Below are 12762 nucleotides of genomic sequence, written 5' to 3'. Positions count from 1 at the left end.
GCTTTCAGTATATAGCATATTTCCGAGAGTGTAAACCTTTAATGCTCAAAAAATTTAAGATTCCCTAATTATTGAAACGCCCGTCCCACTTGAATTTCATTCTGCCAAACGAAATAGAACCAGTCTTTTCCATGTATAATCCGGTGAAGTTTGAAAGCCGATTTTGAACCGTTTTCATATTATACCGAGTCTTCTAAGGGGTTCGACCGTCGAGTGGCAATTTTTAAAGATCACTCACAAAAATTTTGTCTTTGTCCTATTTGTGCATTCAGTCACCAGGCTCAACCAATTTGATTGATTGCTCACATTACTAACGGTTTAACAAAATACTTATTAAAATCAAGGCACTGGTCACTTGTAACGTCCCCACGCCTAAACCGTACAAAGCAAGCTTTTTGCCGGCCTTTAAGAAGTTCGCGAGATTCAAGCGCAAGCCAATCGCGGCTAAAGCAATAATTTCAAACCAACTACTCGTCACATGCGCCGCCGTTCCAATAATCGCTGGCAAGCTGACTAGACTATTGATTGCACATAGAATCAGAAAGCCCGCCACGTACCATGGCAACCAATGTCCACTACCGTTACCGCTAATCTGCGCTTCTTCAGCGACTTCTGCTTCCAAATGCCGTTGGTGTAAGCGACCAAAGATCAAGACGACCACGACCAGCATCATGATCCGCATAATTTTAAAAATCGTGGCGAATTGCACGGTTGCTTGGTTAACCATACTAGCTGCCGCCACCACTTGGCCGACTGACTGCAAGGTTCCCCCAATCAAAGCCCCTTTAAGAATAGTATTCCCACCGAATAGCCCGATTCCGAGCCACGGCAACGTCAGCATTAAGACCGTTCCCATCAGATTGACTAGGGTAATAATCATGCCTTTATCGTCATCATCGGCCTCAATGACTGGCGCAATCGACGCAATCGCCGATGAACCGCAGACGGCATTGCCACCAGCCATTAATAACCGTTTGGATTCCCCAAAGCCTAACTTTTGGCCCAACCATAAAGCCCCCACGATGGTGATCGACATCTGCAGTAGAATAAAGCCCACACCCCAAATCCCAATCTTACCAATCGTTTGAATCGTCATGGTAGCCCCTAGCAGCATGACGGAATACTCCAATAATTTACTTTCTGAGAACTTGGTTCCCGCCTCTAAGCTTGGTTGTTTTAAGACCGTATTACCGGCCAGGATACCGATTAAAATGGCAATCGTGGCCGCCCCTAAAGTTGGGACGACCTTGGCAACGAATTGACTAATAATTGCAATCACTAGACTGACGATTAAGCCAGGTAAAATCTGTCGTACTTTTTGCATGCCTACGCCTCTTTCCTTCGATTAGCCATAGTATACCGAGATTATTTACATTTGAGAAATAAATCTTTATGATAGTAACTATTAAGAAATCTAATAGAAAGCCAACACAATCATGCTAAAACAGTTACAGACTTTTAAAGCCGTCTATGAAACACGTAATTTCTCACACGCCGCTGAACAACTCTTTATTTCACAGCCGACTGTTTCCATCCAAATTAAACAGTTAGAAACCGACTTGCAAACGACTTTGTTTACTCGCAATGGTCGCCAAGAAATCTTGCCAACTGCGAACGGCACACTATTGTATCGGCAAGCCCAGAAGATGCTCGAACAATGGGACGCCACCAAACTCGCGATGCAAGCGGATACTAAGTCAGCCCGGCCGCTTTGTCGCATCGGGGCGTCACACACTACCGCTAGCGTCGTCTTACCAACATTGCTGCGTCACCTAGCACCACTCAGCAGTCAGTTCAACTTTCAAATTACTTGGGCTAATTCCGCGGTCATCTTAACCCAAATGACCCAGCACAAACTGGACTTCGGCCTAATCGAAAAGCCACTCGTGACCGATCATCTAGACCGACTCGCCTTTGGTCAAGACGAACTTGTCCTTGCCGGTGACTTTCGTAGTCCCTTATGGCTGATTCGTGAACCAAACTCTGGCGTCCGGCATTATACTGATGCTTATCTAAAAGCCAACAACATCACCCCAGCGGAAACCATGATTATCCATAGCAACCAAATTATCGCTGATCTCTTGGCCCAAGGTATCGGACAAAGTATTATTTCAGAGCATGTCTTAGCCCCCACCGTTCCCACTAAAGCGTTACCGGATAATTATCATCGTCAATTTTATTTACTGACTAAGACTAGTCCAACCCCGCAATTGCAACCCGTTCAAGATTTGATTGTGGCACAACTTCAACATTGGCGTTAACAAAAAAAACGGTCACTACTCGGATTTTTCCAAGTGGTGACCGTTTTTTACAACTAAGGGTTCAAAAATTAGACTATTTTCAATTGTCCATAAATCACATATTAATAGCAACTACTATTAAAACACCCTCGGCAAATTGCAAGTATACGATTCATTAGCGCAAGGCGGACTGGCTGACGAGACCGCCTTGTGGCTCGCAAACATGCCCACCACGTGCCAGTATCAATCCAAGTCAACCAAAGCGGTAACTCACTGGAATTAATCGGCTAGCACTGAACAACCAACTAATTAACAATGGCTTGCCACTGTTGCCAAACCGCCGCCTCTTGATACTGTTGACTGCTCTGATAAGCGCCGTCAATTAAATGCTGATGATGCTTAGGTTTCGCTAATGTTTTCGTCAAACTAGCGGCCAATTGATTAATCGCCCCATCGGTCACCAGATAACCATTCACGCCTGATTGAATCACATCACGCGGGCCATAATTAATATCATAAGCCACGGCCGGGACCCCGTGACTTAATGCTTCAATCAGTGACAACGGTTGGGCATCGCTCTCGCCAGTGTACACATAAGCCCCAGCTTGATCATAGACCGTTGCCAAGTCCGGTTGATAGCCAGCAAAACGAACGGTATCACCGAGCTTTAATTGTTTGGCTTGGGTCTTAAGTTCTTCTAACGCGGCCCCATACCCATAAATCACCAAAGTAGCATCGGCAATCGTCTGCCGTACTTGTTGGAAAGCCGTTATCAGCTGATCTACCCGCCGGCCATGGTCAACACGACCCGTATAAATGATTTGATGCGCTTGGCGCTGGGCTAATCGAATCGCTGGGCGTTGGGCCTGCGCTTTTAAGACCACTGCTTGCGAGATGGTATAAATCGGGGTTGGCGACTGCCCGCCTAACCACTGCGCCAAGTCCTGCCGTTGCTGGTCCGTACTCGTAATCAAGCCATCGAGCTGGTCTAAATGTTCATGAATACCATAGACATAGGCATTATTTAAATTCGAATAGACCTGGTCTTGCGGATCAACCGCATGCGGCGTTGGTAACCAGAGATATTTTTGCGCTGGCGTCTGCATATTGATCACTGGCCATTGGGTGGCGAGTGGCCGGTCTGCAATAAAGGTATTATTCAACCCATTTTGCCGATTGAGTTCATCCAGGAAGAACCGATACCACTCGTTTTCTCCATTAAAGTAGTAGTCCTGGCCCTGGTAATTAATCAGCTTACATAAGGAAACATAATTCCCGCCATGATCATTATGCGCATAATACTGTTCCGCTAGCCGACTACCATCTGGCCGATAAAAAATATCCGTTATGGGGTCACCAGTCGGCGCAAAGAATTCATCCCGGGCCTTAAAGCCACGTTCATCATAATCTGTTCGCTGAACCAGATTACCGAACCTATCAAAATTTTCAATAAAGTACACATGACCCACCGTGCTCGGGACAAAGTGGACTTTAGCTACTAAGCGGTCGCCATCACTGATCTCACTCACATTGGGATTTGGCTTAATCGTGTAGTCTCGTGGGACATTCAACGCTTCAATCTTGACCACTCGGCTGACAAACGTCTCGGTTCCCCGGAAAAAATCGAATAGATTGACGACCTGGGCGTCTGCAAGGTTAAACCGACGCATGTTTTGATGTAGCAAGGCATCAAAGTGGCGGGTCACCAGTTTAGCGGGGACGTGTTGGTCCGCAAATAACTGAAGCCGCTTGAATTCTGCGTGTTCGACGCCGGAATTCAACGCCATCAGATATTGATTCACAAAATAATACATTAGCGTCCCTCCCCCGCATAAAAACGATCCGCGGCCGCTATCAACGGTTGCCAGGCTTGCCAGACCGCGTCACTGCTATAACGTTTCGCATCGGCATAGGCATTCGTGCTATACGTTTGTAATTTATCTGCATCGCTAAGCAAGGCCACCATTGCCTGTGCTAAGGCGTCCACATCATTAACCGGCACTAACTCACCATCGCGACCTGCCTGAATAATCGCGCGTGGCCCGTACTTCACATCATAAGCAATCTGTGGCACCCCATGTGACTGACCTTCTAGTAGCGCCAGAGCAAAGCCTTCTGCTCGCGACGTTAGCATAGCGAGTTGGGCATCATCATAAACGGGCGCTAAGTCTTGCGTATAATCATTGAAAGTCACTGCCGCCGTTAGCTTTAAATCGGTTACCAACTGGCGAAGTTTTTTACCCGTATCACCATTCGCATAACCCCAAAAATCCAAACTCGTTTGAGGCAATTGCGCGTGAACCTTTTGAAAGGCTTTAATGACTTGATCCTGTTGCTTTTCTTCAGATAATCGCGCCACAAAGATGATCTTACCGGGAGTTCGCCGATCCCAAGGCTGGTGAGGCGCCGTCAAAGTCGCAGCGGGCACCACCCCCACTGGAATCGTATAAACTGGCGGTTGATTACCATAGCGATCCTGAAAATCTTGGACTTGTTGTGGCGTGGCCGCGGCGACCCCTTGCCAGTCCGACAAATTATTTAACGCATAGGCGTAATTATAATTTAACGTGGCTGACTTAGGATGAGTGGGGTCATTAACATGATTACTATGCAGATACATGACTTTAAACGCTTGGGTCCGCATCCGTAACGCGGAATACGCCAATTCGTATGTCCGATCAACGATAAAGACGGATTGCGGCTGTTGGCGATTCAATTCGTCCAAGAAGAACCTGGTCATCGCTTGTTCACCCACAAACGACCAGTTTTGACCATGATAGTTAATGAAGCGATAGAGTGAATTTTGCATCGTATTTTGCCGGTTGGGCATATGGAAAGTCTGATAGACCACTTCACCAGCTGGATTAAAGACTTGTTCACTGGCAACTTGCCCCTCGGCCGTATAGAACTGTTCTAGCCCTTTAAAACCGCGCGTATCATACCAATCCGTCTTAACTAAGTGCCCGGTCGGATCATACAGCTGCACATTATTGAGTTGGTGATAGTCCGGCGCAAACGTATTCACTCGCATCAATAAATGTTCATTTTGATAAACGGTATAATTATGCCCGTCAGCTTGAATCCGTAGCTCTGGAGCTAGCTGCAAGTCAGCAATAGTCAGCTTAACGGGGGTAAAATCAGTCGATTGTTGGATAAAATCAAATAAATTGATTTGGTTGCGTTCGGCAATCCCGGCCGTTTTTAACGTCCGGTGTAAGGACAAGGAAAAAAAGCGCGTGACGATTTTGGCTGGCAAGTGATGCTGGTTGAATAAGGCCAGTCGCTTCATTTCCGCATGCTCAATCCCTGACTTTTTGGGATTGATACTGGTATTGATAAAGTAATACATGTTCCGATCGCTCCCTTTCAAATAACAGCTAAATCCGTGCTAATACCCTGAATTATAGCAAAGTTTCTCGTTAAAAAGCGGCCTTTCAGTCGTGTTTTAAGCTTTTGCCAGTAATTTTCGTCATCTTGGCTTCAAGTTAACTCGCCAAGTATCTTCTATATTATATGCCTCAATAACGTCAATAATATAAAGTGATAAACATCCTCATATATTACAAGACGTTACAATAATCAACCTTTATTACAAATCACCCTAAAAAACGTAACTTGCCATTGACGTCACTGCAACATTCACCCGTTATACTAGATTTTGTTGTTTGGTTGACGCGCACTAATCGGCGTTGATCAATTTATCGTTTTAATTTAGCCAAGACAAAATACAGGAGTGAAACTATCTATATGAAGATTAAAAGTTTACTATTATCGACCGTTGCTGCAGCTAGTTTGTTCGCAATCGGGTCAACTGCCGCTAACGCTGATACAGTAACCGTTAAATCTGGTGATACTGTTGCTAAGATTGCTGCCGCCCATAACACGACGGTCTCAGCCATCGAAACGGCCAACAACCTCAGCAACGTCAACTTAATTTATGTCGGCAATCAATTGGAAGTTAATGGGATGAGCACCACAAGTTCAACGTCTACCAGTAACGTTTCCACGACCGCTACCACGGCTAACAATGCTAATACTAGCGCAACCACTCAATCAACTAGTCAACCTAGCACTGCTAGCACCACCCAGACGGCTAATACCGCAAGCACGAGTACGACAAGCACCACTTCTGGCTCAGATTCATCAGCCAAAGCTTGGATTGCTGGTAAAGAATCCGGCGGTTCATACTCAGCTGCTAACGGGAACTACTACGGTAAATATCAATTAAGCAAATCTTACTTGAACGGCGACTACTCAGCCGCTAACCAAGAAAAAGTCGCTAATAATTATGTCAGCTCACGCTATGGCTCATGGTCAGCTGCGAAAGCGCACTGGTTATCAAACGGCTGGTATTAAGCATTACAATTCAAGACAACGTTAAAACGCCAAACCCTTTTGATTGGGTATGGCGTTTTTTTGAATAGCTAAAATTATTATCAATAACAAATTTCGGAACTAGTCAACATGCAATCCATAGTCCTCCAAAAGCTTAAAACTTAGTCATTTGGATTTTAATGTGATCCCACGGTAAAACATAACTGTCTTTTTCTGAACTTTCTTGCTGTTCCTTCTTATCTGGAATGCCCTCAAAGGTACCGAGTTGCAGCGTCGTATTATCAAAATCTAAACGTTTATCAGTCTCAGGTAACATACACTGACCACACTCCTCTCTGCTATGAATTATACTTGAGATATTTTATATATTCAACAAACATCTCATCTTGTTTCAAGATATCAAAAATCGGCAAAATACTATTATTTAGCTTTTGTTGTAAACTATCAAACGATTCTAAAAACTTAATTGCTGCCGTAACTTGATTGTGCTGATTTTTTTGAACAAGCGACCACCATAACTCAAATTTTAAATTAGAGGATTGCATTCCGTCGTTCAAAAAATTAATTGCTTCACGATAATTAGTTAGCTCAACGTTAAAATCCGTAGCTAAAAAATGATAACATAACCATACATTCATCAGATATGTCACACATTCATCTTGGCTTTTTTTAACGTCGCTTCCATCTAATATTGCCATTCCTATTAAATAATCGTAAAGAACTTTAAAAGACTTTGGTTGATGGCGTAGATAATCAATTGGCAAATTATTCAACCGAATACGATACTTACTGTCCCGACACTGGTGATTCTTTTCTAAGTTAAGCATAAATAGTCTAATCCCAGTATCAAGGATGGCATCAATAACCTCTAATACTTGTTTTTCACTAAGACTAATTTGACTACCTATATCAGTCGTCCCACCTAATTTTTGATACCGTTCAGTTGCAATACCGTTATTGTGAACGAAAATATTGCGCATTTCAAAAATACGAGTTATCAACGTTTGAAAGTCATCTTCATTTTTATCAAATTTATTCTTGAAAACTTTTGTAGTTGTACAAATTTTAAGATAATCGTTTAACCAACTCGCCACTGAAGCATACTGACTACGTCGAATAAATGCTTCAATCAATTCAGCATGTACATTTTCAATACTTCCCGCTGCAAGTAACCCTTCAAAGGTAATCGTTTGTTTTGCAACATACGCTTTAGGACTATAAACATGTAATAATTCAAAGGCTAATAAACTTCCGATTAAGATTTCAAAAACACTGCACGCATTGACAACCAGCAGGCTATACTGCTTTTGCAATTCACTTTGTGCCCTACTACGCTCTAACTTGTACTGTCCGATCAGACTCCGAACATAGTCGTTAGTCGTACTAATCTGCGCACTATCAGCATCATATCTTAAATGTTCAAAAATAAACTGCACTTCTTTAGACTCACTTTGAACATCGGTCAGACCACCCTTTTTCAAATCTAAAACACGTTGAAATAGTCTCAAATCAAATCCTTGGTGCTCAAAAATACTCTCATCTAGCCCTTTCTTCAAGGCGAATAAATCAGTCTCCTGCATAACCATCATACTGACAATAAATGTTTCAAAAATCTGAAAATGTTCCCCCAACAGCTCTTCGTCCATTTGACATCCCCCAAACATGACCAATGCAACTGACATTGCCTAATGATAGCATGTCAATCGCAGTTAAAATGCCGCTCATGATAATTTTAGGGAACGTTTGTTCAATTGCCATGTTTAACGAAATCGACGCGGCGTCTGGCCGAACACTTGCTTAAAACAAGTGCTAAAATACGCCGCACTTTGAAAGCCACACGCCTGAGCGATTTCACTAATCGGCTGCGTCGTCGTCCGCAATAATTGTTGCGCCTGTTGCAAACGAACCTGCTTTAATGTCGCTAACGGCGTCTGCCCGGTTTGTTGTTGATACACATGGTGCAAATAATATGGGGCACCGTGGGCGAGTTGTGCCAATTCAGCTAACGTCAAGGACTCCGCATAGTGGGTTGCAATAATGCGGTCGATCTCGGTCACCCATTCTGTGGCCGTCACCGGTTGCCCAGTTGGCCGACAACGTTTACACGGCCGGAAGCCAGCTGTTAGTGCGGCTTCGGCGGTGAGAAAGAGTTTCAAATGCTCCGGTCGTGGCAATCGCGAATGACAACTCGGTCGACAAAATATGCCAGTACTCGTCACCCCATAGAAAAAGCGACCATCTTGGCACGCATCGTTGGTCTGAATCGCTTGCCAGCGTTGCGCAGTTAAGTTCGCCATCTCCACACCTCCTGACTTTTTCTAAAGTATACGCCCAACAGCTGATAAATACTGAATTTCGTCAATTAGAAAGCAAGATTTTAAAACTTTCACCACCGTAATCCTGCTATACTAACCCTACTAAACGAAAACGGAGGTCAATCAAGATGCAACTCATTTTAACCAATATCACAATTCAACAACGGCATTATTGGCTAGGCAGTACCCCTCGCGGTTTAGCTTTTGTCGGCAGTCCCAACGGTGCCGCTGACGAATGGTGCCACTTTTTCCCGCAAGCCACTACCACCTTTGACGAACAAGCTAATCAAGCTGCCGGGCAGGCCTTGGATGCTTATCTGACTGGGCAATCAACGACCTTCGACTTACCGCTCGATCAAACGACCGGGACCGCGTTGCAACAACAAGTCTGGCAGGCATTGCAACAATTACCCTATGGTCAGACTTGCACTTATTCGGATTTAGCGGCTCAACTCAACCGCCCCCAAGCCGTCCGCGCAATCGCCTCAGCAGTTGGCCGTAATCCATTACTAGTCGTTGTCCCCTGTCATCGCGTCCTTCGCAAAGATGGGCAACTCGGCGGTTATCGCGGCGGTCTTCCCATGAAACGCCGGCTATTAGCCCTTGAACAAACCAACTGAAAGGCGTTGCAGTCCCCACCGAATTATGGCATGCTTAAGACATTCTAATTACAGGGGGCGACACCATGCTATCGGTAGCACATATTAGTAAGCATTTTGGCAGTCTGCATGCACTTAATGATGTCTCTTTTGACGTTCATGATGGGGAAATCATGGGACTGATCGGCCAAAACGGCGCTGGTAAATCGACAACGTTTCACAGTATTCTCAACTTTTTAAAATTTGATGGTGCCATCACTTGGAACGGCCAACCACTGAGTGCCGATGACTACAATCAGATTGGCTACTTGCCGGAAGAACGCAGTCTCATGTCCAAGCTGACCATCACCCAACAAATCGTCTACTTAGCTCGCTTGAAAAATCAACCGGCTAACGTGATCAAACCTAAAATCAATGACTGGATGCAACGCTTTGCCGTTAAAGGCCAGCCGACAGATAAAATCAATAAATTATCCAAAGGGAACCAACAAAAAGTCCAACTAATCTGTACGTTGATTCATGAACCGCAACTGATTATTTTGGATGAACCGTTTAGCGGTTTAGATCCCGTCAATGCGGACCTGTTAAAGCAAGCAATTGTTGCGGCCAAACAACGGGGTGCGGCCATTATCTTCTCCAGTCACGATATGAGTAACGTGGAAGAAATCTGTGACACCCTCGTGATGTTGCGCAACGGTGAAGTTGTCTTGAATGGCACAGTTGACGGTGTCCGCGACCAATTTGGCCGGACAAGGTTGTTTCTGACAACCGATTGGTCCGCTGAACAGTTATCGACTTTAGCGGGCGTCGATTCGGTGACTGCCATTGGGCCAAATCATTACCGGCTCAAGCTCACGAACGCTGACGCTGGTCCGGCTATTTTTGACGCGGTCACCAAGGGCCACTATATTCAAGAATTCAGTCAACAACCGCCAACTTTAGACGAAATTTTCCGAACCGAAGCGGGAGGTGTTGACCATGAATAAAACATGGATTGTCACCAGTGAAACTTATCTACGGCAAGCTAAATCATGGAGCTTCTTGATGCTGATTTTAATGCCGTTCCTATTCATCGGCTTAACCTTTGGGATTACCTACGTGGCGACGCCTAGCAAAGATAAGAGTGACATTGCCGTCATCAGCCAGGATGCCAGCTTACGTCAAAGCTTCTTGAAAACTAGCGGCGTCCAAACAACCAGTAAGTACCAAACGGTCAATGCCGCACAAGATGCCACTAAGAAAAGTGATATTAATGGCTATATTGTACTAAAGACTAAAAACAATCGCCAAGTTAGTACGGTATTCCATGGGCCAAACGAAATTGCCAGTGGCGATCAAGCTAAAATCCAACGCTTTCTAAGTCATTTACAAACACAATTAAATGTCCAGACAGCGAAGTTAACAACTAAGCAAACTCAAGCGTTAGCGGTTCAGCCATCCTTTAAGCAACAATTACAAAAAAAGACGGCCTCGGATAAAGCCGCCAAAACAATCTCATTTTATATCTTAGTCTTCTTCGTTTACTTGATTCTGACGACCTATTCGTCAATTACCGCGCAAGAAATTGCGGCCGAAAAAGGCACCAAGATTATGGAAGTCATCTTCTCCAGTACGACACCGCGCAAGTATTTTAACGGTAAAGTCTACGGGGTGTTGTTAATGATTGTGACCCAGTTGCTAGTCTACTTACTCGGCGGGGCATTAATCGTTCAACTGGCCCAACACAGCCGCTTGACCGCTAACATGTGGTCACAGTACGCGCCGATTATCGGGAAAGTGCTGCATAACTTATTATCAATCAATATGATCTTTGCCTTAGCCGCAGTACTACTCTATACCGTAGTCTCGGCGTTTTGTGGGGCTTTGGTCACGCGCGTGGAAGATGCCAGCAAAGCGTCACAACCAGTTATTTACCTGAACCTGCTAACCTTTGCGATGGCAATGGCCTTTCAGGGTAGCCCAACTAGTGGCATTGTCACGGTGTTCTCCTATATTCCATTCTTCTCGTCTTACTTGATGCCGTTACGCTTGATTAACGGTACCGCGACGATGGGAGCCGCTGTACTTTCACTAATTATCTTATTAGCGACTGTCGTTGGTAGCATGTGGTACATCGGTAAGATATACGGTGGCTTGATGTTGCAGACCGATGAACTTGGGTTCTGGGGTAATTTGAAACGCGGCTTAAGCTTGAAATAAACAGCACTAAAAATGGCAACGCCTTTGATAGGTCGTTGCCATTTTTGTATTGCTAATCACTAACTGTTTTCGCTGACTTGAGGTTTTACAGTTAACCCTTCCAAGGAGTTCAGCTCATGCCATTTAGCGTTGTCGCCAATAGTAACTACCACTCATTAATAGTAATAGACTTAATAGTCCAATGAACCCGGCCCGTTTCGTCACCTGGTGCTGTTCACTAGTACGTGGTAACTTTCGATTCGTTCGATTAACCTGCTGTGTCGCTGCAGTCGGCAGAGCCTTAGTTGCTGATTTTTTAGCGACACTATTTTGACTAGTAATGGCATCGTCAGCTGCCTGATCTGGCTTAACCTTAGTAGTCGTTTTGGCAACTGATTTAGCTGGCACTTTATCCTTAGGTTTAGGTTTAGTCGTAGCCGGTTGTTGTGGTTCACTCGGCACTGTCACGCTTTGTTTTTGATAAACATAAGTGACCGTCTGTGCTTGATTGCTCAGGATACCTTTCCGATTAGTTGGCAACTTGGCTTGATCTAACTTGTAGCCTTCAATAACCAATTGATAATCAGTGGTACTAGCATCATAGGCCTTACCAACCAGTTCACTAATAGTCTGATCCGCATGTACTGCCTTGCCATCAGGATCAACATACTTAACGGTGACTAGGCCAGCTTGAACTGGTAATGTTGATTTTGGTTGATAGACATATGTCACCGTTTGTAATTGTTCAGTAAACTTGCCTTTTTGATTAACCGGTAAGTTACTAGTGTCGAGTTCATAACCTGAGATTTCGACTTGGTACTCAGCCGTACTAACATCATAAGCATCACCAATCTTGCCACTTAAAGTTTTTGCAGCCTGAAGGTCACGATTATGGCCGTCAACATATCTTACTAGAACCCCTTTAGATGGCGTTGGAATTGGATCAATTTTAGGCCGATAAACATACGTGACTGTCTGGGCGGCTTCTCCGAATGTCCCTTTGAAATTACCCGGTAACTGACTAGGGCTTGTTTTAAAAGTTAAAATGCATATTGCTTCGTTCGCTTTTCTAAACCTGATATATTATTAGAAAAG

Annotated in this window: 12 protein-coding genes; 5 read left to right on the top strand and 7 right to left on the bottom strand. The window is 44.5% G+C overall.

Features of this window, described 5'->3' with window-relative positions; genetic code table 11:
• Positions 1-310 precede the first annotated feature (310 nt).
• Positions 311-1324, bottom strand: coding sequence for a YeiH family protein (locus FFM80_RS10050; RefSeq protein WP_137640668.1), 1014 nt, complete (start codon positions 1322-1324; stop codon positions 311-313).
• 112 nt (positions 1325-1436) lie between these two features.
• On the opposite strand from FFM80_RS10050, the gene FFM80_RS10045 reads away from it, so the two are divergent.
• Entirely contained in the window at positions 1437-2261 is an 825-nt protein-coding gene (locus FFM80_RS10045) for a LysR family transcriptional regulator (protein ID WP_137640667.1), read from the top strand.
• A 284-nt stretch (positions 2262-2545) separates the two neighbouring features.
• On the opposite strand, the gene FFM80_RS10040 is transcribed toward FFM80_RS10045, so the two are convergent.
• Positions 2546-4054, bottom strand: coding sequence for a glycosyltransferase (locus tag FFM80_RS10040; RefSeq protein ID WP_137640666.1), 1509 nt, complete (start codon positions 4052-4054; stop codon positions 2546-2548).
• Positions 4054-5589, bottom strand: a complete 1536-nt coding sequence (locus FFM80_RS10035) for a glycosyltransferase (RefSeq protein ID WP_137640665.1) — start codon at positions 5587-5589, stop codon at positions 4054-4056. Before FFM80_RS10035 ends, FFM80_RS10040 begins: the two co-directional genes overlap by 1 nt.
• 398 nt (positions 5590-5987) lie before the next feature.
• On the opposite strand from FFM80_RS10035, the gene apf reads away from it, so the two are divergent.
• Positions 5988-6596, top strand: a complete 609-nt coding sequence (gene apf, locus FFM80_RS10030; RefSeq protein ID WP_137640664.1) for an aggregation-promoting factor — start codon at positions 5988-5990, stop codon at positions 6594-6596.
• A gap of 133 nt (positions 6597-6729) precedes the next feature.
• Here apf and FFM80_RS14515 read toward each other — a convergent pair whose 3' ends face one another.
• From FFM80_RS14515 to FFM80_RS10020, 3 genes are all read right to left on the bottom strand, one after another.
• Entirely contained in the window at positions 6730-6891 is a 162-nt protein-coding gene (locus FFM80_RS14515; RefSeq protein WP_171001079.1) for a hypothetical protein, read from the bottom strand.
• Positions 6892-6913: 22 nt separating this feature from the next.
• Positions 6914-8221 (bottom strand): hypothetical protein, encoded by a 1308-nt coding sequence (locus FFM80_RS10025; RefSeq protein ID WP_137640663.1) that lies wholly within the window; start codon positions 8219-8221, stop codon positions 6914-6916.
• Between the two features lie 114 nt (positions 8222-8335).
• The gene (locus FFM80_RS10020; RefSeq protein WP_137640662.1) at positions 8336-8872 is read right to left on the bottom strand and encodes a bifunctional transcriptional activator/DNA repair enzyme AdaA; all 537 of its coding nucleotides are present in this window, start codon (positions 8870-8872) and stop codon (positions 8336-8338) included.
• 146 nt (positions 8873-9018) lie between these two features.
• Here FFM80_RS10020 and FFM80_RS10015 point away from each other — a divergent pair, with 146 nt between their 5' ends.
• From FFM80_RS10015 to FFM80_RS10005, 3 genes are all read left to right on the top strand, one after another.
• Positions 9019-9510: a methylated-DNA--[protein]-cysteine S-methyltransferase gene (locus tag FFM80_RS10015; protein ID WP_137640661.1), complete on the top strand. Its 492-nt coding sequence runs from the start codon at positions 9019-9021 to the stop codon at positions 9508-9510.
• A gap of 65 nt (positions 9511-9575) precedes the next feature.
• A complete protein-coding gene (locus FFM80_RS10010) occupies positions 9576-10475 on the top strand; it encodes an ABC transporter ATP-binding protein (RefSeq protein WP_137640660.1) in 900 nt (299 codons plus the stop codon).
• On the top strand, positions 10468-11688 hold the full coding sequence (locus FFM80_RS10005; protein ID WP_137640659.1) for an ABC transporter permease: 1221 nt from the start codon (positions 10468-10470) through the stop codon (positions 11686-11688). Before FFM80_RS10010 ends, FFM80_RS10005 begins: the two co-directional genes overlap by 8 nt.
• A 123-nt stretch (positions 11689-11811) precedes the next feature.
• Here FFM80_RS10005 and FFM80_RS10000 read toward each other — a convergent pair whose 3' ends face one another.
• Positions 11812-12714, bottom strand: a complete 903-nt coding sequence (locus FFM80_RS10000; RefSeq protein WP_223877337.1) for a MucBP domain-containing protein — start codon at positions 12712-12714, stop codon at positions 11812-11814.
• Between the last annotated feature and the right edge of the window lie 48 nt (positions 12715-12762).

The organism is Lactiplantibacillus dongliensis, from assembly GCF_005405105.1.
GTDB classification, from domain to species: domain Bacteria; phylum Bacillota; class Bacilli; order Lactobacillales; family Lactobacillaceae; genus Lactiplantibacillus; species Lactiplantibacillus dongliensis.
This window is presented reverse-complemented; position numbering and strand designations above follow the sequence as displayed.

Bases quoted from the DNA above. Each gene is read 5' to 3' on its own strand.
- FFM80_RS10050 (WP_137640668.1), bottom strand. From the start codon at position 1,324: ATGCAAAAAGTACGACAGATTTTACCTGGCTTAATCGTCAGTCTAGTG.
- FFM80_RS10045 (WP_137640667.1), top strand. From the start codon at position 1,437: ATGCTAAAACAGTTACAGACTTTTAAAGCCGTCTATGAAACACGTAAT.
- FFM80_RS10040 (WP_137640666.1), bottom strand. From the start codon at position 4,054: ATGTATTATTTTGTGAATCAATATCTGATGGCGTTGAATTCCGGCGTC.
- FFM80_RS10035 (WP_137640665.1), bottom strand. From the start codon at position 5,589: ATGTATTACTTTATCAATACCAGTATCAATCCCAAAAAGTCAGGGATT.
- apf (WP_137640664.1), top strand. From the start codon at position 5,988: ATGAAGATTAAAAGTTTACTATTATCGACCGTTGCTGCAGCTAGTTTG.
- FFM80_RS14515 (WP_171001079.1), bottom strand. From the start codon at position 6,891: ATGTTACCTGAGACTGATAAACGTTTAGATTTTGATAATACGACGCTG.
- FFM80_RS10025 (WP_137640663.1), bottom strand. From the start codon at position 8,221: ATGGACGAAGAGCTGTTGGGGGAACATTTTCAGATTTTTGAAACATTT.
- FFM80_RS10020 (WP_137640662.1), bottom strand. From the start codon at position 8,872: ATGGCGAACTTAACTGCGCAACGCTGGCAAGCGATTCAGACCAACGAT.
- FFM80_RS10015 (WP_137640661.1), top strand. From the start codon at position 9,019: ATGCAACTCATTTTAACCAATATCACAATTCAACAACGGCATTATTGG.
- FFM80_RS10010 (WP_137640660.1), top strand. From the start codon at position 9,576: ATGCTATCGGTAGCACATATTAGTAAGCATTTTGGCAGTCTGCATGCA.
- FFM80_RS10005 (WP_137640659.1), top strand. From the start codon at position 10,468: ATGAATAAAACATGGATTGTCACCAGTGAAACTTATCTACGGCAAGCT.